The organism is Arenibaculum pallidiluteum, from assembly GCF_017355985.1.
Lineage (GTDB): Bacteria > Pseudomonadota > Alphaproteobacteria > Azospirillales > Azospirillaceae > Arenibaculum > Arenibaculum pallidiluteum.
In genome coordinates this window covers 20750-46263 of sequence record NZ_JAFIQU010000001.1, presented here as the reverse complement: position 1 = coordinate 46263, position 25514 = coordinate 20750, and the positions used below count along the sequence as shown (strand labels likewise).

Sequence of the window (25514 nt, the reverse complement as noted above, 5' to 3'; positions counted from 1 at the left end):
GAGAGCCCCCGATGTGAAGGGCTCTTACATGAACGCAGGCCGCTGCGCAGCAGGCAATCTTGCCGTGCCGCCGGGTAGCCGGAAGGGAACGGAGGATCGTGGCCTGCCGGCGGCCGCAGCGCTCAGCGCTCGGCCACCATCGGCATGGACATGCGGACGGCCCGCTGGTAGAGCGGCCCGTCCATCAGCAGGCGCTTGGCGACCTGCACGTCGAGCTCCGCCTCGTGGCTCTTCCACGGGCAGGTCTCGCGCAGGCGGGCCAGCGCCGTGTCGTCGTCCGCCGCGGCGGCGCGCCAATGGGCCAGCAGCGAAGGCGGCGCCTGCTGTCCGGCCCGCAGCTCGCCGATAACCTGGGCCGCATCGCGCTGCTCGCGGCTGGTGCAGATCGTGGGCGTGACGCCCTGCCGGTGCAGGGTGTAGCCGGAAGGGGCGTAGATCCGCGACCAGGTCAGCAGCAGCTCGCCGTCATTGGGCAGTCGCGTCACCGTCTGCACGCTTCCCTTCCCGAAGGACGAGGCGCCGACCACCACCGCGCGGCCGCTGTCCTGCAGGGCCGCCGCGACGATCTCCGATGCGGAGGCGGTCCGTCCGTCCAGCAGGACCACCATGGGAAGTCCCGCCGCGATGTCGTCCGAGGTCGCCTCGAAACGCTGCACGCTGTCGGGATGGCGGCCGATGGTCGAGATGATCCGCCCGGCCGGGATGAACAGGTCGGCCACGGCGACTGCCTGGTCCAGCAGGCCGCCCGGATTGCCACGCAGATCGAGCACCAGGCCCTGCATGCGCGGTCCGATCTGCGCGCGGGCGGATTCGACGGCCTCGCGCAGGTTCAGGGCGGTGGCCGCGTTGAAACGCTCCAGCTTCAGAACCGCGACGGTTCCGTCCACCGTCAGCTGCACGGCGTTGTGGATTACCCGCTCGCGGCGCAGCGACACGCGGCGTGGCTGGCCGCCGTCAGAGGCGAAGGACACGGCGATGCTGCTGCCGCTTGGCCCGCGCAGGCGCTCGCTGAGGTCGCGCAGCGGCATCCTGTCTGCGCGCTCGCCATCCACCGACAGGATCGCATCCCCGACCCGGATGCCGGCTCGGCTCGCCGGCGAATGAGGGACGACCTCGACCACGACGGGCCGCGCCTTGCGCTCCTCCAGCTCGATCCCGATGCCGCCGTAGCCCTCGCGCTGGGCGCGCTCGTTCACCGCCTTGTTGGCACCCGTGTAACGGGAGTACCCGTCGAGATCGCCCATGATGCGGTCGAAGACTGCGGCGTAGATCTCCTCGGCCGAGGCCTGCCGCAGTGTCGGTGAAAGGGCTCGGGCGCGCTCCACGATCCGGGACGCCAGCGACGCCAAGCCTGTCGCGTCCAGGCTCGCGGGGGCGGAGAATTCCGCGATCACGGCGCCGTGGCTGCGCAGCGAGAACCTGCTGCCCTCGCGCTGAACGGAGACGGCGGGATCGAGGCTGTGAAGCCCGTTCAGCCCGTTGACGGTGAGCTGGGCCAGGTCCACCGGCTTCAGATAGGTCTCGGCGATCCGGCTGAGGCCCACGGAGAAGACATGCTCTGACACGGCCGACGCGGCCTGGCCGGCCAGAAGCGGTGTCGCCCAGAGGAGGCCCGCCGCAAGGCCAATTGCTGCCGGAAGGCCGCGAAGGGCGCGGACCATGGATCTATCCGTGGCTGCCATGGCGCTCCGGCCCGGTGGCCATAGCGTTCGGACGGGCGCATTCGCGCCGGTGTGTCCGGCCACCCGGCCCCGAAGGACCCGCGGCTTCGGAGACGGCTATCGGACCGTTGATGCGCGAGACGGGCATGACAGGGCAAGGATGGCCCCAAGCCGGCCCTGGATGCAAGCAGGCGATCGACTTATCGCGTTCAAACCCGCCGGCGCGCCGAACGCCCGCCGCGTCCCGGCCGGTCCGCGCGGGCTCCGGGTCGGGTTCCGGGCCGCGGCGCTGGAAGCCCCGGCAGGTCGGCTCCGTCGGGCTCCAGGAGGGCGAACAGGGTGCTGGCGGTCAGCGGGTCGGCTTCCTCGACGCGGACGCGCACCCGGGCTCCCAGGCGGAAGACCCGGCCCCAGCGCGCGCCGACCAGGGCATGGGCCGCCGGGTCATGCTCGTAGCGGTCGTCGGGCAGCGTGCTCGCGGGCACGAACCCCTCCACCCCGGCGCTGTCGACCCGGACGAAAAGCCCGAAGCGGGTTGCTCCCGAGATGCGGCCCTCCATCACGGAGCCGATACGCTCAGCCAGCCAGGAAGCGGCGTAGCGGGCGGCGGCGTCCTGCTCGGCGGCAGCGGCCCGCCGCTCGGTCGCCGAGACGTGGGTGCCGATCTCGTCGAGCCTGGCCGCCTCGTTCTCGGTAAGCCCGTCCTCTCCTCCACCCTCGCCGAGAGCATAGGCGCGGATCAGGGAGCGGTGGACGATCAGATCGGCATAGCGCCGGATCGGCGAGGTGAAATGCGCATAGCGGCGCAGCGCCAGCCCGAAGTGCCCGATGTTCTCCGGCGCGTAGGCGGCCTGCGCCTGGCTGCGCAGCATCACCTCCGACACCATGTCGGCCTCGGGCCGTCCCTTGAAGCGATCGAGGGTGCGGGCAAGGTCGGCGGCCCGCAGGACGCCCTTGGCCAGCGGCTGCCCCAGGCTTCCCAGGAACTCGCGCAGCGCCTCCAGCTTCTCCTCGGAGGGCTGGTCATGGACGCGGTAGAGGCAGGGCGCGCCGCGCGCCTCCAGCGCCTCGGCTGCCGCGACATTGGCGCAGATCATGAATTCCTCGATCAGACGGTGGCTGTCGAGGCGCTCGCGCGGCGCGATCTCGGCGACGCGGCCGCGCTCGTCGAGCCGCACCTTTCTTTCCGGAAGATCCAGCTCCAGCGTGCCGCGCCGCCGCCGCGCGGCCGCCAGCGCCTGGTACGCTCCGTAGAGCGGCCGCAGGACCGGTTCCATCAGGGGGCCGGTGGCGTCGTCGGGCCGGCCGTCCAGCGCCTCCTGGACCTGCTCGTAGGTCAGCCTTGCGGCGGAGCGCATCAGGCCGCGCAGGAAGCGGTGGCCCGTCAGCTCGCCTCCGGCGTCCACCAGCAGCTCGACGGCGATGCAGGCTCGGTCCTCGCCGGGCTTCAGCGAGCACAACCCGTTGGACAGCGCCTCGGGCAGCATCGGCACCACGCGGTCCGGGAAGTAGACCGAGTTGCCGCGCTCGAAGGCCGCCCGGTCCAGGGGGCTGCCCGGCCGCACGTAGGAGGCGACGTCGGCGATGGCGACGAGGAGGCGCCAGCCCCCCGGGACGTCGGCGTCGGGTTCCGCCCAGACGGCATCGTCGAAATCCCGCGCGTCGGCACCGTCGATGGTGACCAGCGGAACACGGCGCAGGTCCGTCCGGCTGCCCAGCGCGGGCGGAGCGGCGCGCTCGGCCTGCTCGACGGCGCTTGGCGGGAACAGCGTCGGAATGTCGTTGCCGTGGATCGCGATCAGGCTGATGGCGCGCGGCTCGGCGCTGTCACCGAGGCGCTCTATGACCCGGGCACGGCGCAGGCCCAGCCGCGTGGCCGGCATCAGTTCGGCGAGCACGAGCTCGCCATGGACGGCGCCGTCGGATTCATTCGGCAGGACGACGAAATCGGCCTTCTGCCGGCGGTCCGTGGGGCGCAGCCGCGGACCCTCGGATGTATCCTCGTAGATCCCGAGGATCCGCGCCTCGGCGGCCCCTTCGAGCCGGCGCATGGCGCGGCCGAAATAGGTTCCGTCGGGGCTGCGCCTGAGCTGCGCCAGCACCCGGTCGCCCGCTGCCGGCGCCGCCATGCCGCGCCGCTCCTCCAGCAGGTAGATGCGCGGCGGCGGCTCGTCGTGGGGCCAGGACAGCGGACGCGCCAACGCCTCGCCGTCGGCATCGGTGCCGATGATCTCGACCACCGTGACCTCGGGCAGGGCGCCCGGGGGCGACAGCCGCTTGCCCCGGTTGCGCTCCAGCGCGCCCTCCTCCTCAAGCTCGCGCAGCAGCGCCTTGAGCTGCAGGCGCGCGTCGCCTTTCAGCCGGAAGGCCCGGGCGATCTCGCGTTTGTCGACGGCACCAGGGCTCTCGCGGATGAAGCGCAAGATCTCCTCGCGCGGAGGCAGGCCGGGGTGGCGCGGATCCGTCATCGTGGCCGGTGCCCGGTGTCCCGCACGGCCGTGCTCATTCGGCCGAGGCGACCTTGCGGCGCGCCGGGGTCTCGTCCGTCTCGGCTTTCCCGGCGGGCGCCTTCTTCGCCGTCGCCTTCGCGGGGGTCTTGGTTCCCGACGTCTTGGTGACCGCCTTCGCCCCAGTCGCCTTGGCCGCAGCCGCCTTGGGCGCCGCCTTACCCGTGACCTTCCCCTCCGCCTTGGCTGCCTTGGCGGGGGCGGCGTCGGCGGTCTCGGCCGCCTTCTTGGCCCGGCCGCGGGCAGGGGCCTTGCCGCCGCCCTTCGCGGCCTTGGCCGCCAGAAGCTCCACCGCGGCCTCCAGCGTGAAGCTCTCGGGCTCGGCCGAGCGCGGCAGGGACGCCATCAGGCTTCCGTGCTTCACATAGGGTCCGAACCGGCCGGAATGCAGCATCACGGGCTTGCCGTCGGCCGGGTGGTCGCCGAGGGCGCGGCCGGGGACCGCGGCGGCGCGCTTCGCGGCCTCGCCCAGGAGGACGACGGCGCGGTTAAGCCCGATCTCCAGGACATCGTCGTCCGCGGGGAGCGACTTGTAGACGCTGCCATGCTTGAGATACGGCCCGAACCGGCCGATGCCGGCCGAGATCATCTCGCCGGTCTCCGGGTGGGGGCCCACGTCGCGCGGCAGCGCAAGCAGCTTCAGCGCCGTCTCGAGGTCGATCTCGGCGGGGTTCATGGCCTTGGTCAGCGAGACGCGCTTGGGCTTCTCGGCGGTCGAGCCCTTGCCGCGCTTGGGCTTGGGCTCCTCCTCGGCGCCCGGCGCCGGGCCGAGCTGGACATAGGCGCCGTAGGGGCCGCGACGCACGCTGACGGGCAGGCCGGTGGCGGGATCCTCGCCCAGGATCCGCGGGCCGTCGCCGACCCCCTCCTGCGCGTCCTCGGCGCTGGGGACGGCGAGGGGCCTCGTGTAGCGGCATTCCGGGTAGTTGGAGCAGCCGATGAAGGCGCCGGTCCGGCCCAGGCGCAGGCCCAGGCGGCCATTGCCGCAGACCGGGCAGGTGCGCGGGTTCGTGCCGTCGCCGCGCTCGGGGAAGAAGTGGGGGCCGAGATCGGCATCGAGGGCGTCGATGACCTGGGTGATGGTCAGGTCCTTCGTGTCCTCGACGGCGGCCGAGAAGGCCTTCCAGAACTCGTTCAGGACGGTCTTCCAGTCGATACGGCCGCCCGAGATGTCGTCGAGCTGCTCCTCCAGCGCGGCGGTGAAGCCGTACTCGACGTAGCGCTCGAAGAAGCTCGACAGGAAAGCCGTGACGATGCGCCCGCGGTCCTCTGGGACGAAGCGGCGCTTGTCCAGGCGGACGTATTCGCGGTCCTGCAGGACCTGCATGATCGAGGCATAGGTGGACGGCCGGCCGATGCCGAGCTCCTCCAGCCGCTTGACCAGGCTCGCCTCGGTGTAGCGGGGCGGAGGCTGGGTGAAGTGCTGCTCGGGCGTGATCTCCCGCCGGTCCATGCGCTCGCCCTCGGCGACGGCGGGCAGACGGGCCGAGCCCTCGTCGCCCTCCTCCTCGACGCTGTCGTCGCGTTCCTCGGCATAGACCTTCAGGAAGCCGTCGAACAGCACCACCGTGCCGGTCGCCCGCAGCACGGCCTCGCCGCCGGGAGATGCGATGTCGACCGCGACCTGATCGAGCAGCGCGCTCTCCATCTGCGAGGCCAGGGTGCGCTTCCAGACCAGCTCGTAGAGCCGCAGCTCGTCACGGTCCAGGTACTTCGCCACCTGGTCGGGCGCGCGGCCGAGATCGGTCGGGCGGATCGCCTCGTGGGCCTCCTGAGCGTTCTTGGCCGCGCTCTTGTAGACCCGCGGCTGGGCCGGCAGGTAGCGCTCGCCATAGGTCTCGCCCACGACCCTGCGGGCCTGGTCGATGGCCTCGGCCGAGAGCTGGACGCCGTCGGTCCGCATGTAGGTGATCAGGCCGACGGTCTCGCCGCCGATATCCACGCCCTCGTACAGCTTCTGGGCGATGCGCATGGTGCGTGTCGCGCCCAGGCCCAGCTTGCGCGAGGCCTCCTGCTGCAGGGTCGAGGTCGTGAAGGGCGCATATGGGTTGCGCCGGACCTGCCGGTGCTCGACCGCCTTGACGGCATAGCTCAGCGGCTTCAGCCGTGCGACCGCGGCCTCGGCCGCGCCCTGGTCGCCCAGGGTGAACTTCTCGAGCCTGCGGCCGTCGAGCTGCGTCAGCCGAGCGCGTATCGGCTGCCCGTCGGGGGTCTGGAAGGTGACTTCGATGGACCAGTATTCCTGCGGGCGGAAGACCTCGATCTCGCCCTCGCGCTCGCAGATCAGGCGCAGCGCGACGGATTGCACGCGCCCTGCCGAGCGGGACCCCGGCAGCTTGCGCCAGAGCACGGGCGAGAGGGTGAAGCCCACGAGATAGTCCAGCGCGCGCCGGGCCAGATAGGCCTCGACCAGCTCCTGGTTCACCTCGCGCGGGTTCGCCATGGCCTCGAGCACGGCCGACTTGGTGATCTCGTTGAAGGTGACGCGCTGCACCTCGACCTTGCCCAGCAGCTTGCGGTCGCGCAGCAGTTCCTTCACGTGCCAGGCGATCGCCTCTCCCTCGCGGTCCGGGTCGGTCGCGAGAAAGACGCGCTTGGCGCCGCGCACGGCGCGGGCGATGTCGTCGATGTGCTTCTTGGAGCGCTCGCCGAGCTCCCAGGACATCGCGAAATCCTGCTCGGGCAGGACCGAGCCGTCCTTGGCCGGAAGGTCGCGGACGTGGCCGTAGCTCGCCAGGACCGTGAAGTCCGAGCCGAGATACTTGTTGATGGTCTTCGCTTTGGCCGGGGACTCGACGATGACGACGTTGGATTCGGTCAAGGTCTCTGGCCTTCCGTTCGTACGATGGCGGCGGTTGCGCTTCAGGGGATCGGCCGGATCAGGACCACCCGGTTGCCCGGAAGCCGCTGGATGTGCCCGGCGATCTCCAGCTCCAGCAGCAGGATCTGCGCCGCAGGGGGAGACAATTGGCACCCCCGCACCAGTTCGTCAACCGGCACGGGGGAGGGGCCCAGCAGTTCCAGGAAGGCGGCGCGCCGGCTTCCCGCCTCCCTTTCAGGGTCGCCGCCGGGGCTGCCCTGCCGTCCGCGGCCCTGCGTGCCCGCGGCGAATTCCGCAGGTCCCGGCTCGGCCAGTCCGCCCTGCGCCTCCAGCACCCGCAGGACGTCGTCGGCTCCTTCCGTCAGGGTCGCGCCCTGGCGGATCAGGTCGTTGGTCCCGCGGGCGCGCGGGTCGAGAGGTGAGCCGGGCACGGCGAAGACCTCGCGTCCCTGGTCCAGCGCGAGCCTCGCGGTGATCAGCGAGCCCGAGCCGGGCGTCGCCTCGACCACCGCGATGCCGCGCGAGAGGCCCGAGACGATCCGGTTCCGGCGCGGGAAGTGCCGGGCCTGGGGCGACAGGCCGACCGGCATTTCGGCGACCAGGGCGCCCGCTTCGGCGATGCGGGCCTGCAGCGCCCGGTTTTCCTCGGGGTAGATGCTGTCGGGCCCGCCCGCGAGGACGGCTACCGTTCCCGTCTCGATGGCCCCGAGATGCGCGGACGCATCGATCCCGCGGGCCAGCCCCGAGACGACCACCCAGCCCGCGCGGCCGAGGTCGCGGGCCAGTGCCTCGGCGAAGCGGCGACCGTTGGCCGAGGCGTTGCGCGCGCCGACGACCGCGACGCTCGGCCGGCCAAGAAGGGCGGCGTCGCCGCGCACGAAGATCAGCGGCGGGCAGTCCTCGATGGCGGCAAGAGGCCTTGGAAAGGCGGGCTCGCAGGAGGCCAGGGCGACGGCGCCGATGCGCGCTGCGGCCGCCAGCTCCCGCTCGGCCTCGGACCGGGAGGCGATGCGCAGGGATGCGCGCCCACCCCGGCGTGCGAGGCCTGGCAGCGCGTCGAGTGCAGCGGCGGCCGTGCCATAGCGCTCGATTAGCTTGTGGAAGGTGACGGGACCGACATTCTCGCTGCGGATCAGCCGTAGCCAGTCGATCCGTTCGCCCTCGGGCAATACGCGCGTTGGTTGCATCATGCCGGCCCATGATGCACGCGGCCGGCATGCCGTCAACGGCCGGCGGGATCAGGTCCCGGGATCAGGCCCCGGGATCAGGCTTTCTTGGCGCCGATGCGGGGCTCCTCGCCCCGGAGCAGCCGGCGGATGTTCGAATGGTGCCGGAGGAAGACCAGCACCGCGATGAACAGGGCGAGCTGCGCGATCGCCGGCCCACCGAAATACCAGCCGACCAGCGGCGACAGGCCGATCGCAACCAGGGCCGAGAGCGACGAGATCCGGACCACGAGCGCTGTCAGCAGCCAAAGGGCGCAGGCGGCGAGGCCCGTCGGCCAGGACACCGCGAGCAGGACGCCCAGCGCCGTCGCGACGCCCTTGCCGCCCTTGAAGCCCAGCCACACAGGGAAGGTGTGCCCGAGCATTGCGCCGGCACCGGCGACGATCGCCATCTCGGGTCCGTAGAGCCCGGCGAGCAGGGCCGCGAAGGCGCCCTTGCCGCTGTCGAGCACAAGCGTCGCCGCGGCCAACGCCTTGTTCCCGGTCCGCAGGACGTTGGTCGCCCCGATGTTGCCGGAGCCGATGTTGCGGATGTCCCCGTAGCCGAACAGCCGCGACAGCACGAGGCCGAAGGGGATGGATCCCAGCAGGTAACCGAGGACGGCGGCTGCCAGAAGATGGGGGCCGCTCAGGGACCAGGTGATCGCGTCCGGCATCAGGCCTCGTCGAGCGTGAAGACGGTGCGGCCGTCGACCAGGGTGCGGGTGACCCGACCCGTGACCGGCCTCCCGTCGAAGGGCGAGTTCTTGGACTTGCTGCGGAGCGCCGCCTTGTCGACCCGCCACAGCCGGTCGAGATCGACGACGGCCAGATCGGCCGGTGCGCCCTTGCGCAGGCGGCCGGCCTCCAGGCCCAGGATCTCGGCAGGCCGGCAGGTCAGCGCGGCCAGAGCCGGCAGCAGCCCGACGCGCCCGTTGTGCACGAGTTCCAGCGTCAGGGGAAGCAGTGTCTCGAGCCCGATCACCCCGTGCGCAGCCGAGGAGAATGGCACGCGCTTGCTGTCCTGATCCTGCGGCCGGTGGTCGGAGGCGATCGCGTCGATGGTGCCGTCGGCCAGACCCTCGACGATCGCGCGGCGGTCCATCTCGCCGCGCAGCGGCGGCGAGACCTTCGCGAAGGTGCGATAGTCGCCGATGTCGGTTTCGGTGAGGGCGAAGTAGTGCGGTGCGGTGTCGCAGGTGACCCTCAGCCCGCGGCGCTTGGCCTGCCGGATCGCCTCCACCGCGGCGCCGGTCGAGACATGGGCCGCGTGGTAGCGTGCGCCGGTGAGCTCGACCAGACGCAGGTCGCGCTCGATCATCATCACCTCGGCCTCGCGGGGGATGCCTGCAAGGCCCAGGCGGGTCGCGATCTCGCCGGCGTTCATCTGTCCGCCGGCGGCGAGGCTCGGCTCCTCCGGGTGCTGGATCACCAGCAGCCCGAAGGTGCTGGCGTAGCTCAGCGCCCTGCGCATCACGAGCGCGTCCGAGATGGCGCGGTTGGCGTCCGTGAAGCCCAGCGCGCCAGCCTCGGCCAGGAGGCCCATCTCGCTGAGCTCGCGGCCCTGCAGGGACTGGGTCGCGGCCGCATAGGCGTAGACCTTGACCAACTTGGCCTCGCGGGCGCGGCGCGCGATGAACTCGATGCCCGCCACATCGTCGATCACCGGGTCGGTGTCGGGCAGGCACACCATGGCCGTGACACCGCCTGCCGCCGCGGCGCGGCTGGCGGTCAGGATCGTCTCCTTGTGCTCCTCGCCGGGCTCGCCGATGGAGACGCGCATGTCGACGAAGCCGGGCAGCAGCGCCTGGCCGCCGAGGTCCACGACCGGGATCCCATCGGGCACGCCGCCCGCGAAGAGGCCGGGGCCGAGATCGGAGATCGCCTCGCCCTCGACCAGCAGCGCGCCGGGCGCGTCGAGCCCAGTCGCCGGATCGAGGAGGCGGGCGTTCACAAAGGCGGTGCGGCTCATGGCGCGACCTCGTGGCGGGCCAGGACGTCGAGGACAGCCATGCGCACCGCGACGCCGAGCTCGACCTGGTCGAGGATCACGCTGCGGTCGATGTCGTCGGCGAGCTCGGAATCGATCTCCACGCCGCGGTTCATGGGGCCCGGATGCATGATCAACGCGTCCGGGCGCGCGACCGCCAGCTTGGCGTAGTCGAGCCCGAAGAAGTGGAAGTATTCCCGGATCGACGGGACGAACTGGCCCTGCATGCGTTCGGTCTGCAGCCGCAGCATCATCACGATGTCGCAGTCGCGCAGCCCGCGCCGCATGTCGTGGTGCACGTCCACGCCCAGCCTGTCGATGTCGGTCGGCATCAGCGTCGGCGGCCCGATCACCCGGACCCGTGCGCCCATGGCGTTCAGCAGGTGGATGTTCGAGCGGGCGACGCGGCTGTGCAGGATGTCGCCACAGATCGCGACCTGCAGCCCTTCGATGCGGCCTTTGCGCCGGCGGATCGTCAGCGCGTCGAGCAGCGCCTGGGTCGGGTGCTCGTGGGTGCCGTCGCCGCCGTTGATCACGGCGCAGCGGACCTTATCGGCCAGCAGCTTGACCGCGCCCGATTCGGGATGCCGCACCACCAGCGCGTCCGGCTGCATGGCGTTCAGCGTCATCGCCGTGTCGATCAGCGTCTCGCCCTTCTTCACCGAACTGGCGGAGGCCGACATGTTGATCACGTCGGCGCCCAGCCGCTTGCCCGCGAGCTCGAAGGAAGTGCGGGTGCGGGTCGAGTTCTCGAAGAACAGGTTGATGACGGTCCGGCCCCGCAGCAGAGCGGACTTCTTCTCGGGGCGGCGGTTCTGCTCGACATAGCCGTCGGCGAGGTCGAGCAGCGGCGTGATCTCCGCTGCCGTCAGCCCCTGGATGGCCAGGAGATGCCGGGAGGGGAGCGCGGCGCGTCGGGGTGCGGGTTCCATGGCGGCCGGATGATAGGGGCGGGTCCGGGGACGCGCAACGGGCGCACGCGCGCTGCCGCACCATCCCCTGACCGGGCCCCTGACCGGGCCCCTGACCGGACCGCGTCCGACCCTACTTCGCGAAGAGCTGCGACATGTCGGCGAAGGCCTTGAACTCCAGCGCGTTGCCGGCGGGGTCCAGGAAGAACATGGTCGCCTGCTCGCCGACTTGGCCCTTGAAGCGGATGTAGGGCTCGATCACGAACCTGATCCCGGCGCCGCGCAGCCGCTCGGCGAGCGTGTGCCACTGGTCCATCTCCAGCACCACGCCGAAATGTGGGACCGGCACGTCATGACCGTCCACCGGGTTGTGGTGCAGGTTGTCCTCGTTCGCCGCGCCCGGCTTCAGATGCGCCACGATCTGGTGGCCGAAGAGGTCGAAATCGATCCACTGGTCCGAGCTGCGCCCCTCCGGGCAGCCGAGCACCGTGCCGTAGAAATGGCGCGCGGCGGCGAGGTCGTTGACCGGGAAGGCGATGTGGAAGGGTGTCACTTTGGTCATGGAGAATCCCTGGTGCGCAGTGCCGGTGCGGGCGCTTTGCGTCGGCCCCGCAGGCCGCTGATCTACGGATTTCGCGCCAATCTTGACAAACGAGTAATACGGTTCGATTCATGAGGTGGCCTCATGGATCGAACCGATGGACGAGCACCGTCTGCCTTCGCTGAACGGAATCCGCAGCTTCGTCGCCGCGGCGCGGCATCTGAGCTTCACGGCGGCGGCGCGCGAGCTGAACGTCACCCAGGGCGCGGTCAGCCGGTCCGTACAGGCGCTCGAGGCCGAGCTGGGGGTGCCGCTGTTTCGCCGCGTCGGCCGCGCAATCGAACTGACTCCGGCGGGCGCCATCTTCTACCCGCAGGTCGCCGAGGCGATGGGCCGCATCGCGGCGGCGTCGCAGTCGCTGCGGCGGCTGGAGGAGGGCGGCGTCCTCTCGATCAGCCTGCTGCCGACCTTCGCCCTGCGCTGGCTGGTGCCGCGGCTGCACCGGTTCCAGCAGCGCCATCCCGATATCCTGGTGGACGTCTCGACCTCCGAGCACGTGGTCGACTTCGCGTCCGAATCCATCGACCTTGCCCTGCGTTACGGCACCGGTCAGTGGCCCGGGGCCGAGGCGACGCTTTTCATGAGGGAGGAGATGGGCGTCTTCTGCGCGCCGGGCGTGCCGCAGCAGATCCCCCTGAACGTTCCCGCCGATCTGCGCGCTCACCGGCTACTGGTGCACACCTCGCGCTCGGAGGCCTGGGCGGAGTTCTTCGCCACACACGGGGTGGTGGCGCCGGACAACGTCCCGTCTCCGGGGTTCGAGCACTTCTTCATGATCGCGGAGGCTGCGGCCCTTGGCATGGGCGTCGCGCTGCTGCCGGTCTTCCTCGTCCGCGAGGAGGTGGCACGTGGCCGACTGGTCCAGCCCTTTCCGCAGGTGCTACGGCCGGCCAAGGCCTACTACCTCCTGCATGGGCCAGGCCGGATCCGGTCCCGCAAGATCAGGTTGTTCAAGGAATGGCTGCTGGAGGAGGGCGCCTCCGCCTGACGGTAAAGGCCCGGCATTCCCGCAGCCAATCCGCTCCGTCCGGAGCAATCACCTGGCGCGCCGCGCTCGCGCGCCAGGGTCGACGGTTCAGGGCCAGGAACTCACGGTGACTGCGGATGCAAGAGAAGCATACGTGAGTAATCATGGTTGTGTATGAAATACAAACCACCTCCACGATTGACCGCCCCATGGAGGCTGTTGAATTCTCCGCCGAGAGCATTATCGGATGTCAGCTGATTTTGCGCGTGGGGAGGCGGTTTGGATGAGCAGTCTGCGTCACAGGCTGGTGAGTACATCGCATGGATTGATCGCTGTCGAAGATGATGGTGGGGCGGGGGTGCCGTTTGTGCTAATTCACGGCAACTCGGCCTGCCGCAGCGTCTTCGTGCGTCAGGCCGAAAGCGAGCTGGCCAGGAAGGCCCGGCTCATCACCTTCGATCTGCCGGCGCATGGCCAGTCCGACGATGCGTTGGAACCCGCGCGCAGCTACACGCTGCATGGACTTGCGGACGCGACTATCGAGCTGCTCGCGGAGCTCGGCGTCAGCGAGGCCGTCGTCCTCGGATGGTCGCTCGGCGGGCATATCGGGATCGAGATGCTTTCCCGCTTTCGCGGGATCCGGGGGCTTGTGATCACCGGCACGCCGCCCATCCCGAAAGGCGGCTTCGCCGAAGGCTTCGTCGGTTCGCCTCATCAGAGCCTGCCGTCGCGCAGGCACCTGTCGCATGACCAGGTCGACGCGTTCGCGCGGATGATCTTCGGGGACCCCGTCGAGCCGTTTCTCCGCGAGGCGATCGCCCGTACCGACGGGCGGTTTCGCGAGCAGCTGTTCCAGTCCGCACTCGCCGGGGAGAATGTGGATCAGCGTCTCGCGGTCGAAGGCAGCCGGGTTCCCATCGCCGTAATCAACGGCTCCGCCGATCCCCTGATCAAGCTCGACTACATCGACAGCGTTGCCTACGGGAACCTGTGGGACGGGCGCTGCCACCGCCTTAAAGGCGTGGGGCACGCTCCATTCTGGCGCGCGGCCTCGGAGTTCAACGCCGTCGTCGGGCGTTTCCTGGACGACCTCATGGCCTGATCGGGCCGCCTGCCCCGGCTGCAGTCGGCTCAGGTGATCTCGACCCGGCGATGCCTAGTCCGTGCGGGCGGCCTCGGCGAACAGCCAGTCCCGGAAGGCGCGGACCTTGGGCCGCCGCAGGTAGTGCGGCGGGCATACCACCCAATAGGCGAGCTCGCTGGGCAGCGCGAGGTCGAATAGCCGCACGAGGCGTCCTGCGGCGAGATCGTCCGCGATCAGCGCGCTGCGTGCCAGCGCAACGCCCTGGCCTGCAAGGGCGGCCTGGATGAGGTGGCCCGAATCCGTGTAGCGCGGCCCACGGCTGACATCGACGCCGTCGACGCCTGACAGGCGCAGCCAATCCGCCCAGTTGATGGTGAAGTCGTCGTGCAGCAGCGTGACGCCCCGCAGGTCCGACGGGTGCCGGATCGGCGGCGGCCCGTCGCGCAGCGCCGGCGTCGCGACCGGGAACACGTCCTCGCGCAGCAGCCGCTCGACCGCGAGATCGGGCCAGTGGCCGCGCCCGAAGCGGATCGCGATGTCCACGTCCTGCTGGGTGAAGTCCACGAGGCGGGTCGAGGAGGACAGGCGCACGTCCACCGTCGGGTGCAGCGCCTGGAAGCGCGGAAGGCGGGGCACCAGCCATCGCGCCGCGAAGGACGAAATCGTGCTGACGGTCAGCACGCCCTGGTTCTCGGCCTGGCGCAGCCGTGCCGTCGCCTCGGCGATCAGGTCCAGGGCCTCGTTCAGCGGAGGCAGGTACGACTGGCCGGCCTCGGTCAGCACCAGCGCCCGGTTCAGCCTGCGGAACAGCGGCACGCCCAGCGTCTCCTCGAGCCCCTTGATCTGGTGGCTGATCGCCGCCTGGGTGACGTTCAGCTCCGCCGCGGCGCGCGTGAAGCTGAGATGGCGCGCCGCGGCCTCGAAGGCGCGGACGGCGTTGAGCGGCGGCAGACGGCGGCCCATGGATGCCTTCTTCGAATTAGGAAAGCTAATGAGTTTATGAGGAGTCCTCGTTTGTCCGCAAGGGTCCGAGGGAGCATTTTCATTAGGTACGAAACGCGGAGTGCTTTCCGCTTCGGATTAGGAGAGCAGAGATGAGCATCGCAGTCTTCCGCACCGACCGGCCAAGCCGCGGCGGCGAGGGTTGGGCAACCCAGGCCGTCGACCTGCTGCTGTGCTGGCAGGAGCGCGCCCGCGAGCGCCGTCACCTCGCGGAGCTGCCGGACTACCTTCTGAAGGATGTGGGCCTGAACCGGAGCGACGTGGAGCGCGAGGCGGGCAAACCGGTCTGGCGGCGCTGAGCCCCCTCAGCCGCGCGGCAGCGAGGCCAGGAAGTCGTCCAGGATCACGGCCGCCGCAGCCGCGTCCACATGCTCCTGCCGCCGGCGCGCCGAAAGACCGGCGCTGGCCATCCGGTCCTCGGCCTCGAAGCTGCTGAGCCGCTCGTCCCACAGCGCGACGAGCGGCTCCGCCGTCGTGACGCCGGTGCTCTTCACGAGCTCGTCCGCGAAGCTGCGCGCCCGGTCGGCGGCCGGGCCCCAGCTTCCGTCCATGTTGAGCGGCAGGCCCAGCAGAAATCCTCCGGCATCCCATTCCCGGACATGGCGCGCCAGCGATGCCAGGTCCGCCACGAGCTTCGTGCGGCGTATCGTGCCGACCGGTGCCGAGCGCGTCAGCCCGGGATCGGAGACCGCCATGCCGATGGTGCGCGTGCCCAGGTCGAGCGCCATGAGACGCGTGCCACGGGGCAGGGCGGCGGGCAGCTCTGCGGGTTTCACGATGGGCACGACGGCGATTCCGGCTGGTGGTCCGGGCGGTTCCGGGAGCCCGAGGATAGGGCGTGCGGGGGCGGGTTGAAAGCGCGCGCGACGCTGGATCACCGGCGTTGCGGAGCCAGGGGGCGGGTGCTAGCTTCCGCGTCCTGATTTCCGGACATTCCCGAGTTCGGGGCACGGCGGCGGGGCGGCCATTCCCGCTGCAACCAGCGGACGGAGAGCCCCTCATGTCGATCGACAAGGCCACCGTGGCGAAGATCGCCCACCTGGCCCGCATCAAGGTACCCGAGGACGAACAGGAGCGGCTCGCCGGCGAGCTCAACCAGATCCTGCACTGGGTCGAGCAGCTTGCCGAGGTCGATACCGAAGGCGTCGAGCCCATGACCAGCGTCGCGGCGCAGACCCTGCGCCAGCGCGAGGACGTGGTCACCGAGGGCGACATCCGCGACCAAGTGCTTGCCAACGCCCCGGACCGTGCCGCGGGCTTCTTCGCCGTTCCCAAAGTGGTGGAATGAGATGACGGACCTGACCCGTCTCAGCGCCGCCGAGGCCCTCGATGGCCTCGCGCGCAAGGACTACAGCGCGGTCGAGCTGACCGAGGTCCATATCCGCGCGGTCGAGGCCGCCCGGCCCCTGAACGCCTTCGTGGTCGAGACGCCCGAGCTCGCCCTCGAGCAGGCCCGGGCCTCGGATGCGCGCCGCGCGCGGGGCGAGGCCGGCCCCTTCGACGGCATTCCCATCGGGGTCAAGGACCTGTTCTGCACCAAGGGCGTCCAGAGCACGGCGTCGAGCCGCATCCTGGAAGGCTTCGTGCCGCCCTACGAGTCCACCGTGACGGCGAACCTGTTCCGCGACGGCGCCGTGATGCTGGGCAAGCTGAACATGGACGAGTTCGCCATGGGCTCGGCCAACATCACGAGCCATTTCGGCCCGGTGGTGAACCCCTGGAGCCCCGGCACGCTGGCGCAGCACGACGAGGCCTTCGCGGCCGAGGGCGCAGCCGCCGAGCTGGTGGCCGGCATGGGCCAGCCGCGGCCCCGGCAGGAATGGACCTTCACGCGCAAGCTGGTGCCCGGCGGCTCGTCGGGCGGCTCGGCGGCGGCGGTCGCCGCGCGCTGCGTCATGGCCGCGACCGGCACCGACACCGGCGGCTCGATCCGGCAGCCCGCGGGCTTCGTCGGCATCGTAGGCCTGAAGCCGACCTACGGGCGTTGCTCGCGCTGGGGTATCGTGGCCTTCGCCTCCTCGCTCGACCAGGCGGGGCCGATGACGCGCACCGTCAGGGACGCGGCCGTCATGCTGCGCTCCATGGCCGGGTTCGACCCCAAGGACAGCACCTCGGTCGACATGCCGGTGCCGGACTTCGCGGCGGCGCTGACGGGCGACATCCGCGGCCTGCGCGTGGGCATTCCGCGCGAGTACCGGATGGACGGCATGCCGGCCGAGATCGACCGGCTGTGGGAGAAGGGCGTCGAGATGCTGCGCCGGCAGGGCGCCGAGCCGGTCGATATCAGCCTGCCGCACACCAAGTACGCGCTGCCGACCTACTACATCGTCGCTCCGGCCGAGGCCTCGTCGAACCTCGCCCGGTACGACGGCGTGCGCTACGGGCAGCGCATCGACGGCACGAGCCTGAAGGACATGTACGAGAACACCCGAGCGGCCGGCTTCGGCGCCGAGGTGCGCCGGCGCATCCTGATCGGCACCTACGTCCTGTCGGCGGGCTACTACGACGCGTACTACCTGAAGGCCCAGAAGGTCCGCAGCCGGATCAAGCAGGACTTCGACGAGGCGTTCAAGCGCTGCGACGTGATCCTGACGCCGACGGCTCCTTCGGCCGCCTTCGGGATCGGCGAGAACACCGACGACCCGATCCAGATGTACCTCAACGACGTGTTCACGGTGACCGTGAACCTCGCGGGGCTGCCCGGCATCTCGGTGCCGGTTGGGCTGTCGGCTGACCGGCTGCCGCTGGGCCTGCAGCTCATTGGCCGGCCCTTCGACGAAGAGACCCTCCTGCGCGCGGCCGAGGCGCTGGAGCGGGCGGCCGGGTTCGAGGCCCTGCCGCCCTTCATGGCCGGTGCGGTTTGAGGACGGGACGACAGACATGCTGATCAAGGGTGAGACGGGCGACTGGGAAGTTGTGATCGGCCTGGAGGTCCATGCCCAGGTCATCTCGAACGCCAAGCTGTTCTCGGGCGCGGCCACCGCCTTCGGGGCGGATCCGAACACGCAGGTGGCGCTGCTGGATGCCGGCCTGCCGGGCATGCTGCCGGTGATCAACCGGTATTGCGTCGAGCAGGCCGTGCGCACGGGGCTGGGGCTGAAGGCGCAGATCAACCTGCACTCGGTCTTCGACCGCAAGAACTACTTCTATGCGGACCTGCCGCTGGGCTACCAGATCAGCCAGTACACGCAGCCTATCGTGGGCAAGGGCTCGATCGTCCTGGACCTGCCCGACGGCTCGTCCCGGACGGTCGGCATCACGCGCCTGCACCTGGAGATGGATGCCGGCAAGAGCCTGCACGACCAGCACCCGTCCAAGACCTATGTGGACCTGAACCGGGCCGGCGTCGCGCTGATGGAGATCGTCTCCGAGCCGGACATGCGCTCGCCGGAGGAGGCTGCGGCCTACCTGCGCAAGCTGCGCGCAATCCTGCGCTATCTCGGGACCTGCGACGGCAACATGGAGGAGGGCTCCATGCGCTGTGACGTCAACGTCTCGGTGCGCCGACCGGGCGGGCCCTTCGGGACGCGCACCGAGACCAAGAACGTGAACTCGATCCGCTACGTGATGATGGCGATCGAGTACGAGACGAACCGCCAGATCGAAATCCTCGAATCCGGCGGCACGATCGACCAGGAGACGCGCCTGTTCGATACCGTCAAGTTCACGACGCGCTCCATGCGCTCCAAGGAGGAGGCGCACGACTACCGCTACTTCCCGGATCCCGACCTGCTGCCCCTCGTGCTCGACCAGGCCTGGGTCGACGAGATCCGCAGCACGCTGCCCGAGCTGCCCGACGAGAAGAAGGCGCGGTTCATGGAGCAGTACAAGCTCAGCGCCTATGACGCCGGCGTGCTGGTCGCCGAGAAGGCCTCGGCCGACTACTACGAGGCGGTGGCGAAGGGGCGGGATCCGAAGATCGCGTCGAATTGGGTGACGGGCGAGCTGTTCGGCGCGCTGAACCGGCTGGGCAAGTCGATCGAGGAGAGCCCGGTCTCCGCGGCCGACCTCGGCGGGCTGCTCGACCTGCTGGCCGACAATACGATCTCGGGCCGCATCGCCAAGGATGTCTTCGCAGCGATGCTGGAGACCGGGAAGTCGGCCGCCGTCATCGTCGAGGAGCAGGGCCTGCGCCAGGTCACCGACACCGGTGCCATCGAGGCGGCGATCGACGGCGTGCTCGCCGCGAACGCCGACAAGGTCGCCGAGTTCCGCAGCGGCAAGGACAAGCTGTTTGGCTTCTTCGTGGGCCAGGTGATGAAGCAGACCCAGGGCAAGGCGAATCCCGCCCTGGTGAACGAGATCCTGCAGGCCAAGCTGAAGGGCTGAACGGCAGAGGCCCGGGAAGGAGACGGCGGCATGGCCGCGGACGAGAGGGATCCCAGCCCCGAGACGCTGGCTGCCCAGGCGCTGGGGTCGGTGGATGGCGCGACCGGCGCCGTGGTGCCGCCGATCCATCCCAGCACGACGTTCCTGAGGGACGCCGACAACAGCTACGCGACCCACGGCCGGGTCTACAGCCGCGCCGACAACCCGACCTACGATCAGGTCGAGGCGTTGCTGAACCGCCTGGAAGGCGGGCAGGGGGCGCTGGTCTTCGCCTCGGGCATGGCGGCGGCCACCGCCCCGGTAATGGCGCTGCGGCCGGGCGACCATGTGGTCGCCTCCTCGGTCATGTACTGGGCCTTCCGCAACTGGCTGCAGGACTACGCGACGGGCTGGGGCATCGAGGTCGACTTCGTCGCCACCGAGGATCCCGTGGCGCTGGCCGGCGCCCTGCGACCGGGGCAGACACGGCTGGTCTGGATCGAGACGCCGGCGAACCCGCTCTGGACCGTGACGGACATCCGCGGCGCGGCCGAACTCGCCCATGGCGCTGGGGCGCTTCTTGCCGTCGACAGCACGGCGGCGAGCCCGGTGCTCACGCGGCCCATCGAGCTCGGCGCCGACCTGGTGATGCATTCCGGAACCAAATACCTGAACGGGCACAGCGACGTCGTCGCCGGCGTGCTGGTGACGGCGCGCGACGACGCCTACTGGCAGCGCATCAATGCGGTCCGCAAGAACCTGGGCGCGGTGCTGGGGCCATTCGAGGCCTGGCTGCTGCTGCGCGGGCTGCGCACGCTGTTCCCCCGCGTGCGCACCCAATGCGCGAACGCGCTGGACATCGCCCGCGCGCTCGATGGCCATCGCGGGGTGCGCGAGGTTCTCTATCCCGGCCTAGCCGGCCATCCGCAACATGCCCTGGCGGCCCGCCAGATGCAGGGCGGCTTCGGGGGCATGCTGTCGGTCCGGGTCGAGGGCGGCATGGCTGCCGCCGTGCGCGTCGCGGCGAAGACGCGTCTGTTCCACAGGGCCACGTCCTTGGGCGGCGTCGAGAGCCTGATCGAGCATCGCGCCAGCATCGAAGGCCCGGGGTCCCCGGTGCCCGACGACCTGCTCCGGCTCTCGGTCGGGATCGAGGCGGTGGAGGATCTGATCGACGACCTGGTCAGGGCACTGGACCTCGCCCATCGCTGAGGCCCGCGAAAGAGGGAAGCAGATGATCCGCCTCTACACCTGGAAGACGCCGAACGGCCGCAAGGCCTCCATCATGCTGGAGGAATGCGGGCTGCCCTACGAGACGCACCCCGTCAATATCGGCCGGGACGAGCAGTTCGCGCCGGAATTCCTGAAGATCAACCCGAACAACAAGATCCCGGCGATCGTCGACACCGAAGGTCCCGGCGGGCGCGAGATCACCGTCTTCGAATCGGGCGCCATCCTGACCTACCTCGCCGAAAAGACTGGTCGCTTCCTGCCCAAGGACGGCGCCGCGCGCTACGACGTACTGCAATGGCTGAACTGGCAGATGGGCGGCCTCGGGCCCATGCTGGGCCAGGCGAATCATTTCCGCCACGCCGCCCCCGAGAAGATCGAGTATGGGATCAAGCGCTACACCGACGAGATGAACCGCCTGTTCCGGGTGATGGACGGCCGGCTCTCGGACCGCGAGTTCCTGGCCGGCGAGTATTCCATCGCCGATATCGCCTGCTATCCCTGGGCCGATCGGTGGCAAGCCATCGGCGGCCTCGATATCGCGGCCTATCCCAACGTGAAGCGCTGGCTGGCCACCGTCGCGGCCCGTCCGGCGGTCCAGCGCGGGATGACGGTTCCCGCCTGACGACGCAGCCTCCGCCGCCGCGCCGGGCACGGGCATTCCCGTCTCACGAACGGGCCCGTGACGGCGCCAGCGCCGTCCCGACTGCCTCCAGCGGCAGGGTCGCGCGGCGGCGGGTGCGCAGGAGCAGGAGCAGCGCCGCGAACTCGCACAGCGCGCCGAGCAGGCCCAGCCGTGGGGACAGTCCGGCCGCCACGACGAGGCTGCCGAACAGCGAGCCCAGCGCCGATCCCAGGTAGATGCCCGAGGCCTGAAGGGACAGGCTGATCTGCGCCAGCGCGGGCTCGGCCATGATCAACCGTGTCTGCTGGGCCGGATTCACCGCCCAGCCGGCGACGCCCCACACCATGGTCAGGCCGACCGCAAGCACCGGCATGTCCTCGACGAAGGCCAGGCCCGCCAGGGCCAGCGCCGAGACCGTCAGCCCCCAACCTGCGACGCTGCGTGCGCCGAACCGGTCCACCACCCTGCCGCCGACCACCGAGCCGAGGCAGGCCGCGACGCCCCAGGCCAGCATCAGCGCGGGCATCTGCACGGGGCCGATACCGGCGGAATGCGCCATGACTGGCGCTATGAAGGTGTAGACGGCGAAGGCGCCCGAGCTCCACAGGACGGTTGTCGCCAGGATCTCGCGGATCGGCCCGCGGCGCAGGACCGAGAGACGTGCGACGACCGACGCTCCCGGCACGCCGGGACGCCGGGGCACTCCGATCAGGATGCCGGCGATCGCGACGGCCGCCAGCGCCGCCACGGCGACGAAGGGCCAGCGCCAGCCGCCGACCGTGCCGATCCAGGTGCCGAGGGGCACCCCCAGCACCAGCGATGCGGTGATGCCGCCGCCCACCAGCCCCAGGGCGCGGCCGCGGTCCTTGGCTGGAACCGCGGCACCGGCATAGGCCATGGCTGCCGGCATGTAGAGGCCCGCGGCCACCGCGGTCACGAGCCGCGCGGCCACGAGCGACGCAAAATCCGGCGCGATCGCGCAGGCGAGATTGCCGAGGGCGAACACGGCCAGGCCCAGCACCAGGACGCGCCGCCGCTCGAACGAGGCCGACAGAGCGGCGGCCAGCGGGGCCGTGACCGCATAAGTGGCCGAGAAGCCGACGACCAGCCAGCCTGCGGTCGAGAGACCGAGGCCGAGATGGTCCGCAATGGCCGGGAGAAGGCCTGCGATCATCAGGCCCTCCATGCCGACCGTGAAGGCGCCAAGCGCCAGCAGGTACAGGAACGGTCTCACCGGATGTCCTCCGTCGCGCCGCTTGTTCAAAAAATATTGAACATAAGGCGGTGGGGAGGACGTGCTGTCAAGCCCCTAGTTCAAGACTTGTTGAACCAAGGTGCAAGCCCTATTGTGCGGGGATCATGGAGACCATTCCCCATCCCGAGATCGACGCCGTGCAGCTCAGCACTGTGCTTACGGCGCTCAGCGATCCGACCCGGCTGGCGATCGTGCGGCGCCTGGCCGAGGCGGGGTGCGAGATCGCCTGCAGCGGCCTCGGCGACGCTGCCTACAAGACGAAGCTGTCCTATCATCTGCGGATCCTGCGCGAGGCGGGATTGACCCGCACCCGGGCAGAGGGCACGTCCCGCCTTGTATCGCTGCGCAGTGCCGAGATCGACTCGCGCTTTCCCGGCCTGCTCGCAGCGGTGCTGCGCGCGGAGCGCGAGCCTTCGGACCTGATTTGACCAGTTCGGCGGGTCCGGAATCGTCTTCTGCGTGCCCTTCCCGGCCACCATGCCGCGCCCATGCTCCGCACCTGCTAAATGCCACGGCATGCGCACGGATTTCCGCTTGCCGGGCTCGGGGGCCCTCCCTATAGTCCGCGCCAGGCCGGTCGGGTGGGTGAGCGGCTGAAACCAGACGTTTGCTAAACGTCCGTACCCTCAAAAGGGGTACCGAGGGTTCGAATCCCTCCCCGACCGCCACTTGCCGCCGTTCCGGCGCGGCCCAATCCCGAGATATCCCCCCGTCAGCGTGCCGGCATCGCCGCGAAGGCGTTCTGCCGGCATTTGTTCCAGGTCAAAAAACTTCAAAAGCGCCGGCATTATGATGCACGCGCGCCGGGTATGCGCTGCGCAGCCGACGCACGCTTTGAACCGGCCTGGAAGCTGGATGGATGATCGAACTCTCCGCTGCCTTAGTCCTGCTGGTCGCGAGCCATGTGATCCCGTCGCGGCCCGGGCTGCGCGAGCGGCTCCTGGCCGCGCTGGGCCGGCCGGCCTTCGTTGCGGTCTATTCTGCGATCTCCGTGCTGGCGCTGGCGGCCGTGATCGTTGCCTACGGCCAGGCCGATCCGACGCTTCTTGTATGGAGCCCACCCTTCGAGGGGCGCTATGTCGCCTTCGCCGCGATGCCGCTGGCGATGGTGCTGCTGGTCTGCCGGCTGACCCAGGGCCCCGGCGCGGCGCCCCACGGCATCTACAGGGTCACGACCACGCCCGGCAGCCTTGCGGTCCTGGTCTGGAGCCTCGTCCACCTGCTGAACGTCGGGGCGGCCCGCACGATCCTCGTGTTCCTCGGCATGTTGGCTATCGCGCTCTGGGCGCTGCTGCGGAACGCCGCCCGCGCCACCCCGCCCGGCCCGTACGGTGTCTTGCCCTTCGCGCGGATCGCAGCGGGACGCGAGCGGCTGGCCTTCAGTGAGATCGGCTGGTGGCGGCTGCTTGCCGCGCTGGTCCTGACGGCGGTCCTGCTGCTTCTCCATCCGGTGGTGATCGGGGTCGATCCCCTGGCTGGCGTGCTGTGAATTCGCCGGTGCAGGGGACCGGGGGGCCGGAGCCTTGCACACATCGGGAAGGCGATACGCGTCAACACTTTTCAACGATTGTGACGACATGATCCGGCTCCGGCCTCCGGTGCTTCCGGCAACGGCTGGCGCGGCCAAAGGGGGAGAAGAGCCTTGCTTCGCGTCTTCAACGACATTCCGATCCGCATCAAGATCGTCTTCGCCTTCGCGTCGGCGATTTTCGTCGTGGTGGCGCTCGGCGGCTTCGCCGTGACGCGGCTTTCGGCGGTCAACGACGCGGCGGCCGAGATCCGGGACGACAGGCTGCCGGCGATCGTAGGCATCGCGACTTTCTCGGCGGCGACGGAGCGATTCCGCGCGACCGAGGCGACGCTCCTCCTGGCCGGGACCGAAGCCGCGCAGAAGGCCGCGGCCGAGACCTTCCGCGAGACCGCGGATCAGCGCGATAAGGCTTGGCAGGCCTATCGGGCGACCGTGAGGACCGAGGAGGAGCTCCGGATGCTGGAACCTCTGCTGGAGCACTGGAAGGCCTATGCCGAGGCGAGCGCGCGGGCCCTTGCGCTGGTGCAGCAGGGCAAGCGCGACGAGGCCTCGCAGCTCTTCGTGACGGGGATGCTCGACAGCTTCCGGCAGGTGCGCGCCGCGCTGGCCAGGCTCGTCGATCTGAACCTGCGGGAGGGCCGCATCTCCGCCGAGCAGGGGACGTCGATCTATGCCTCGACCTGGAACTGGATCGCCGCCGGCATGGTGTTCGCGACGCTCTCGGCCATGGTCATGGGCGGGATGATCGTGTTCGGCGTCACGCGCCCCATCGATGCCACCACCGAAGCGATGAAGCGCCTTGCCGCGCGCGACATGACGGCACCGATCCTCGGCCTCGGGCGCAAGGACGAGATCGGCCACATGGCCGAGGCGCTGCACGTCTTCAGGGACAGCATGATCGAGGCCGCACGGCGCGCGGCCGAGCAGGAGGCCGAGCAGACCTCGAAGGAGCGCCGCACGGCTGCGGTGGAGCAGATGATCCACGAGTTCGACCGCACGGTGGGGAACGTGCTCGGGGGCGTGGCCTCGGCCTCGACCCAGCTCAGCACCACCGCCGAGAGCATGGCCGAGCTCGCGGAACAGACCAACCGGCAGGCTAGCGCCACGGCCGCGGCGGCCGAGCAGACGTCGGCCAACGTGCAGACCGTGGCTTCGGCCGCCGAGGAGATGGCCGCCTCGATCCAGGAGATCGGCCGCCAGGTGACGCGCTCGACGGAGATCGCATCGCAGGCCGTCGAGGAGGCGCGTGAGACCACGGAATCGGTCCGCAACCTCGCCGGCGCGGCCGCGCGCATCAACGAGGTCGTGAAGCTGATCCAGGACATTGCCGGCCAGACCAACCTGCTGGCCCTGAACGCGACGATCGAGGCCGCGCGCGCCGGCGAGGCCGGCAAGGGCTTCGCGGTCGTCGCCTCCGAGGTGAAGGCGCTGGCGAACCAGACCGCCCGCGCAACCGAGGAGATCGCGACGCAGATCGCGGGCGTCCAGACGGCGACGCAGGAGACCGTGCAGGCGATCACAGGGATCGGCAGCACCATCACCACCATCAACGAGATCGCCGCCGCCATCGCCGCGGCGATCGAGGAGCAGGGCGCAACGACGGGCGAGATCACGCGCAGCGTCCAGCAGGCGGCCGAGGGCACCGGGGCGGTGAGCGAAAACATCGTCCAGGTCAGCCATGCGGCGACGCAGACCGGCACTGCGGCGGCGGATGTCCTCGACGCTTCCAAGGGGCTGGCCCGCCAGGCCGAGGAGCTGCGCCGCGAGGTCGAGACTTTCCTGTCCGGGATCCGGGCCGCCTGAATGAGGAGGCGGC

General features: G+C 70.2%; 22 protein-coding genes and 1 tRNA gene. 12 read left to right on the top strand and 11 right to left on the bottom strand.

Annotation, left to right across the window (positions count from 1 at the left end):
• Positions 1–122: 122 nt before the first annotated feature.
• The 8 genes from JUB13_RS00220 to JUB13_RS00185 form a co-directional block, all read right to left on the bottom strand.
• Positions 123–1661, bottom strand: coding sequence for a S41 family peptidase (locus tag JUB13_RS00220; RefSeq protein ID WP_207476184.1), 1539 nt, complete (start codon positions 1659–1661; stop codon positions 123–125).
• A 209-nt stretch (positions 1662–1870) separates the two neighbouring features.
• Positions 1871–4129, bottom strand: a complete 2259-nt coding sequence (rnr, locus tag JUB13_RS00215) for a ribonuclease R (protein WP_207476182.1) — start codon at positions 4127–4129, stop codon at positions 1871–1873.
• 34 nt (positions 4130–4163) lie between these two features.
• Positions 4164–6989 (bottom strand): type I DNA topoisomerase, encoded by a 2826-nt coding sequence (gene topA / locus JUB13_RS00210; protein ID WP_207476180.1) that lies wholly within the window; start codon positions 6987–6989, stop codon positions 4164–4166.
• Between the two features lie 41 nt (positions 6990–7030).
• Positions 7031–8179 carry a DNA-processing protein DprA gene (dprA, locus tag JUB13_RS00205; RefSeq protein WP_207476178.1) on the bottom strand — a complete coding sequence of 383 codons (1149 nt, stop codon included), beginning with the start codon at positions 8177–8179 and terminating at the stop codon, positions 7031–7033.
• A 74-nt stretch (positions 8180–8253) separates the two neighbouring features.
• Positions 8254–8871: a glycerol-3-phosphate 1-O-acyltransferase PlsY gene (gene plsY / locus JUB13_RS00200; RefSeq protein WP_207476176.1), complete on the bottom strand. Its 618-nt coding sequence runs from the start codon at positions 8869–8871 to the stop codon at positions 8254–8256.
• Entirely contained in the window at positions 8871–10166 is a 1296-nt protein-coding gene (gene pyrC, locus JUB13_RS00195) for a dihydroorotase (RefSeq protein ID WP_207476174.1), read from the bottom strand. The genes plsY and pyrC overlap by 1 nt, the downstream gene beginning before the upstream one ends.
• Entirely contained in the window at positions 10163–11116 is a 954-nt protein-coding gene (locus tag JUB13_RS00190) for an aspartate carbamoyltransferase catalytic subunit (protein ID WP_207476172.1), read from the bottom strand. The genes pyrC and JUB13_RS00190 overlap by 4 nt, the downstream gene beginning before the upstream one ends.
• A 112-nt stretch (positions 11117–11228) precedes the next feature.
• Positions 11229–11657 carry a VOC family protein gene (locus JUB13_RS00185; RefSeq protein ID WP_207476171.1) on the bottom strand — a complete coding sequence of 143 codons (429 nt, stop codon included), beginning with the start codon at positions 11655–11657 and terminating at the stop codon, positions 11229–11231.
• A gap of 136 nt (positions 11658–11793) precedes the next feature.
• Here JUB13_RS00185 and gcvA point away from each other — a divergent pair, with 136 nt between their 5' ends.
• Both gcvA and JUB13_RS00175 read left to right on the top strand, forming a co-directional pair.
• Positions 11794–12684, top strand: a complete 891-nt coding sequence (gene gcvA / locus JUB13_RS00180) for a transcriptional regulator GcvA (protein WP_207476170.1) — start codon at positions 11794–11796, stop codon at positions 12682–12684.
• Positions 12685–12946: 262 nt separating this feature from the next.
• Positions 12947–13765, top strand: coding sequence for an alpha/beta fold hydrolase (locus tag JUB13_RS00175; RefSeq protein ID WP_207476169.1), 819 nt, complete (start codon positions 12947–12949; stop codon positions 13763–13765).
• Between the two features lie 54 nt (positions 13766–13819).
• Here the strand turns inward: JUB13_RS00175 and JUB13_RS00170 are convergent, their stop codons facing one another.
• A complete protein-coding gene (locus tag JUB13_RS00170) occupies positions 13820–14710 on the bottom strand; it encodes a transcriptional regulator GcvA (RefSeq protein ID WP_207476168.1) in 891 nt (296 codons plus the stop codon).
• 131 nt (positions 14711–14841) lie between these two features.
• On the opposite strand from JUB13_RS00170, the gene JUB13_RS00165 reads away from it, so the two are divergent.
• Positions 14842–15048 (top strand): DUF1127 domain-containing protein, encoded by a 207-nt coding sequence (locus JUB13_RS00165; protein WP_207476167.1) that lies wholly within the window; start codon positions 14842–14844, stop codon positions 15046–15048.
• Positions 15049–15054: 6 nt separating this feature from the next.
• Here JUB13_RS00165 and ruvX read toward each other — a convergent pair whose 3' ends face one another.
• On the bottom strand, positions 15055–15534 hold the full coding sequence (gene ruvX, locus JUB13_RS00160; RefSeq protein WP_328702831.1) for a Holliday junction resolvase RuvX: 480 nt from the start codon (positions 15532–15534) through the stop codon (positions 15055–15057).
• A gap of 215 nt (positions 15535–15749) precedes the next feature.
• On the opposite strand from ruvX, the gene gatC reads away from it, so the two are divergent.
• The 5 genes from gatC to JUB13_RS00135 are packed head-to-tail and all read left to right on the top strand — an operon-like array spanning position 15750 to position 20912.
• Positions 15750–16037 carry an Asp-tRNA(Asn)/Glu-tRNA(Gln) amidotransferase subunit GatC gene (gene gatC, locus JUB13_RS00155; protein ID WP_207476166.1) on the top strand — a complete coding sequence of 96 codons (288 nt, stop codon included), beginning with the start codon at positions 15750–15752 and terminating at the stop codon, positions 16035–16037.
• 1 nt (position 16038) lies between these two features.
• Complete coding sequence (locus tag JUB13_RS00150; RefSeq protein ID WP_207476165.1) at positions 16039–17613, top strand: amidase family protein; 1575 nt, start codon at positions 16039–16041, stop codon at positions 17611–17613.
• A 16-nt stretch (positions 17614–17629) separates the two neighbouring features.
• Entirely contained in the window at positions 17630–19078 is a 1449-nt protein-coding gene (gene gatB, locus JUB13_RS00145; protein WP_207476164.1) for an Asp-tRNA(Asn)/Glu-tRNA(Gln) amidotransferase subunit GatB, read from the top strand.
• 30 nt (positions 19079–19108) lie between these two features.
• Entirely contained in the window at positions 19109–20269 is a 1161-nt protein-coding gene (locus JUB13_RS00140; protein ID WP_207476162.1) for a trans-sulfuration enzyme family protein, read from the top strand.
• A 22-nt stretch (positions 20270–20291) separates the two neighbouring features.
• Entirely contained in the window at positions 20292–20912 is a 621-nt protein-coding gene (locus JUB13_RS00135; protein WP_207476160.1) for a glutathione S-transferase N-terminal domain-containing protein, read from the top strand.
• Positions 20913–20955: 43 nt separating this feature from the next.
• On the opposite strand, the gene JUB13_RS00130 is transcribed toward JUB13_RS00135, so the two are convergent.
• The gene (locus JUB13_RS00130) at positions 20956–22146 is read right to left on the bottom strand and encodes an MFS transporter (RefSeq protein ID WP_207476158.1); all 1191 of its coding nucleotides are present in this window, start codon (positions 22144–22146) and stop codon (positions 20956–20958) included.
• Between the two features lie 125 nt (positions 22147–22271).
• Here JUB13_RS00130 and JUB13_RS00125 point away from each other — a divergent pair, with 125 nt between their 5' ends.
• The 4 genes from JUB13_RS00125 to JUB13_RS00110 all read left to right on the top strand — a co-directional run bounded on the left by JUB13_RS00125 (position 22272) and on the right by JUB13_RS00110 (position 25501).
• Positions 22272–22595, top strand: a complete 324-nt coding sequence (locus JUB13_RS00125) for an ArsR/SmtB family transcription factor (RefSeq protein ID WP_207476157.1) — start codon at positions 22272–22274, stop codon at positions 22593–22595.
• A gap of 147 nt (positions 22596–22742) precedes the next feature.
• A tRNA-Ser gene (locus JUB13_RS00120) sits at positions 22743–22835 on the top strand.
• A 191-nt stretch (positions 22836–23026) separates the two neighbouring features.
• The gene (locus tag JUB13_RS00115; RefSeq protein ID WP_207476156.1) at positions 23027–23656 is read left to right on the top strand and encodes an NnrU family protein; all 630 of its coding nucleotides are present in this window, start codon (positions 23027–23029) and stop codon (positions 23654–23656) included.
• 153 nt (positions 23657–23809) lie between these two features.
• Positions 23810–25501, top strand: a complete 1692-nt coding sequence (locus tag JUB13_RS00110; protein WP_211115439.1) for a methyl-accepting chemotaxis protein — start codon at positions 23810–23812, stop codon at positions 25499–25501.
• Positions 25502–25514: the final 13 nt, after the last annotated feature.

Coding starts and splice junctions, on each gene's coding strand:
- JUB13_RS00220 (WP_207476184.1), bottom strand. CDS start 1,661: ATGGTCCGCGCCCTTCGCGGCCTTCCGGCAGCAATTGGCCTTGCGGCG.
- rnr (WP_207476182.1), bottom strand. CDS start 4,129: ATGACGGATCCGCGCCACCCCGGCCTGCCTCCGCGCGAGGAGATCTTG.
- dprA (WP_207476178.1), bottom strand. CDS start 8,179: ATGATGCAACCAACGCGCGTATTGCCCGAGGGCGAACGGATCGACTGG.
- plsY (WP_207476176.1), bottom strand. CDS start 8,871: ATGCCGGACGCGATCACCTGGTCCCTGAGCGGCCCCCATCTTCTGGCA.
- pyrC (WP_207476174.1), bottom strand. CDS start 10,166: ATGAGCCGCACCGCCTTTGTGAACGCCCGCCTCCTCGATCCGGCGACT.
- JUB13_RS00190 (WP_207476172.1), bottom strand. CDS start 11,116: ATGGAACCCGCACCCCGACGCGCCGCGCTCCCCTCCCGGCATCTCCTG.
- JUB13_RS00185 (WP_207476171.1), bottom strand. CDS start 11,657: ATGACCAAAGTGACACCCTTCCACATCGCCTTCCCGGTCAACGACCTC.
- gcvA (WP_207476170.1), top strand. CDS start 11,794: ATGGACGAGCACCGTCTGCCTTCGCTGAACGGAATCCGCAGCTTCGTC.
- JUB13_RS00175 (WP_207476169.1), top strand. CDS start 12,947: ATGAGCAGTCTGCGTCACAGGCTGGTGAGTACATCGCATGGATTGATC.
- JUB13_RS00170 (WP_207476168.1), bottom strand. CDS start 14,710: ATGGGCCGCCGTCTGCCGCCGCTCAACGCCGTCCGCGCCTTCGAGGCC.
- JUB13_RS00165 (WP_207476167.1), top strand. CDS start 14,842: ATGAGCATCGCAGTCTTCCGCACCGACCGGCCAAGCCGCGGCGGCGAG.
- gatC (WP_207476166.1), top strand. CDS start 15,750: ATGTCGATCGACAAGGCCACCGTGGCGAAGATCGCCCACCTGGCCCGC.
- JUB13_RS00150 (WP_207476165.1), top strand. CDS start 16,039: ATGACGGACCTGACCCGTCTCAGCGCCGCCGAGGCCCTCGATGGCCTC.
- gatB (WP_207476164.1), top strand. CDS start 17,630: ATGCTGATCAAGGGTGAGACGGGCGACTGGGAAGTTGTGATCGGCCTG.
- JUB13_RS00140 (WP_207476162.1), top strand. CDS start 19,109: ATGGCCGCGGACGAGAGGGATCCCAGCCCCGAGACGCTGGCTGCCCAG.
- JUB13_RS00135 (WP_207476160.1), top strand. CDS start 20,292: ATGATCCGCCTCTACACCTGGAAGACGCCGAACGGCCGCAAGGCCTCC.
- JUB13_RS00125 (WP_207476157.1), top strand. CDS start 22,272: ATGGAGACCATTCCCCATCCCGAGATCGACGCCGTGCAGCTCAGCACT.
- JUB13_RS00115 (WP_207476156.1), top strand. CDS start 23,027: ATGATCGAACTCTCCGCTGCCTTAGTCCTGCTGGTCGCGAGCCATGTG.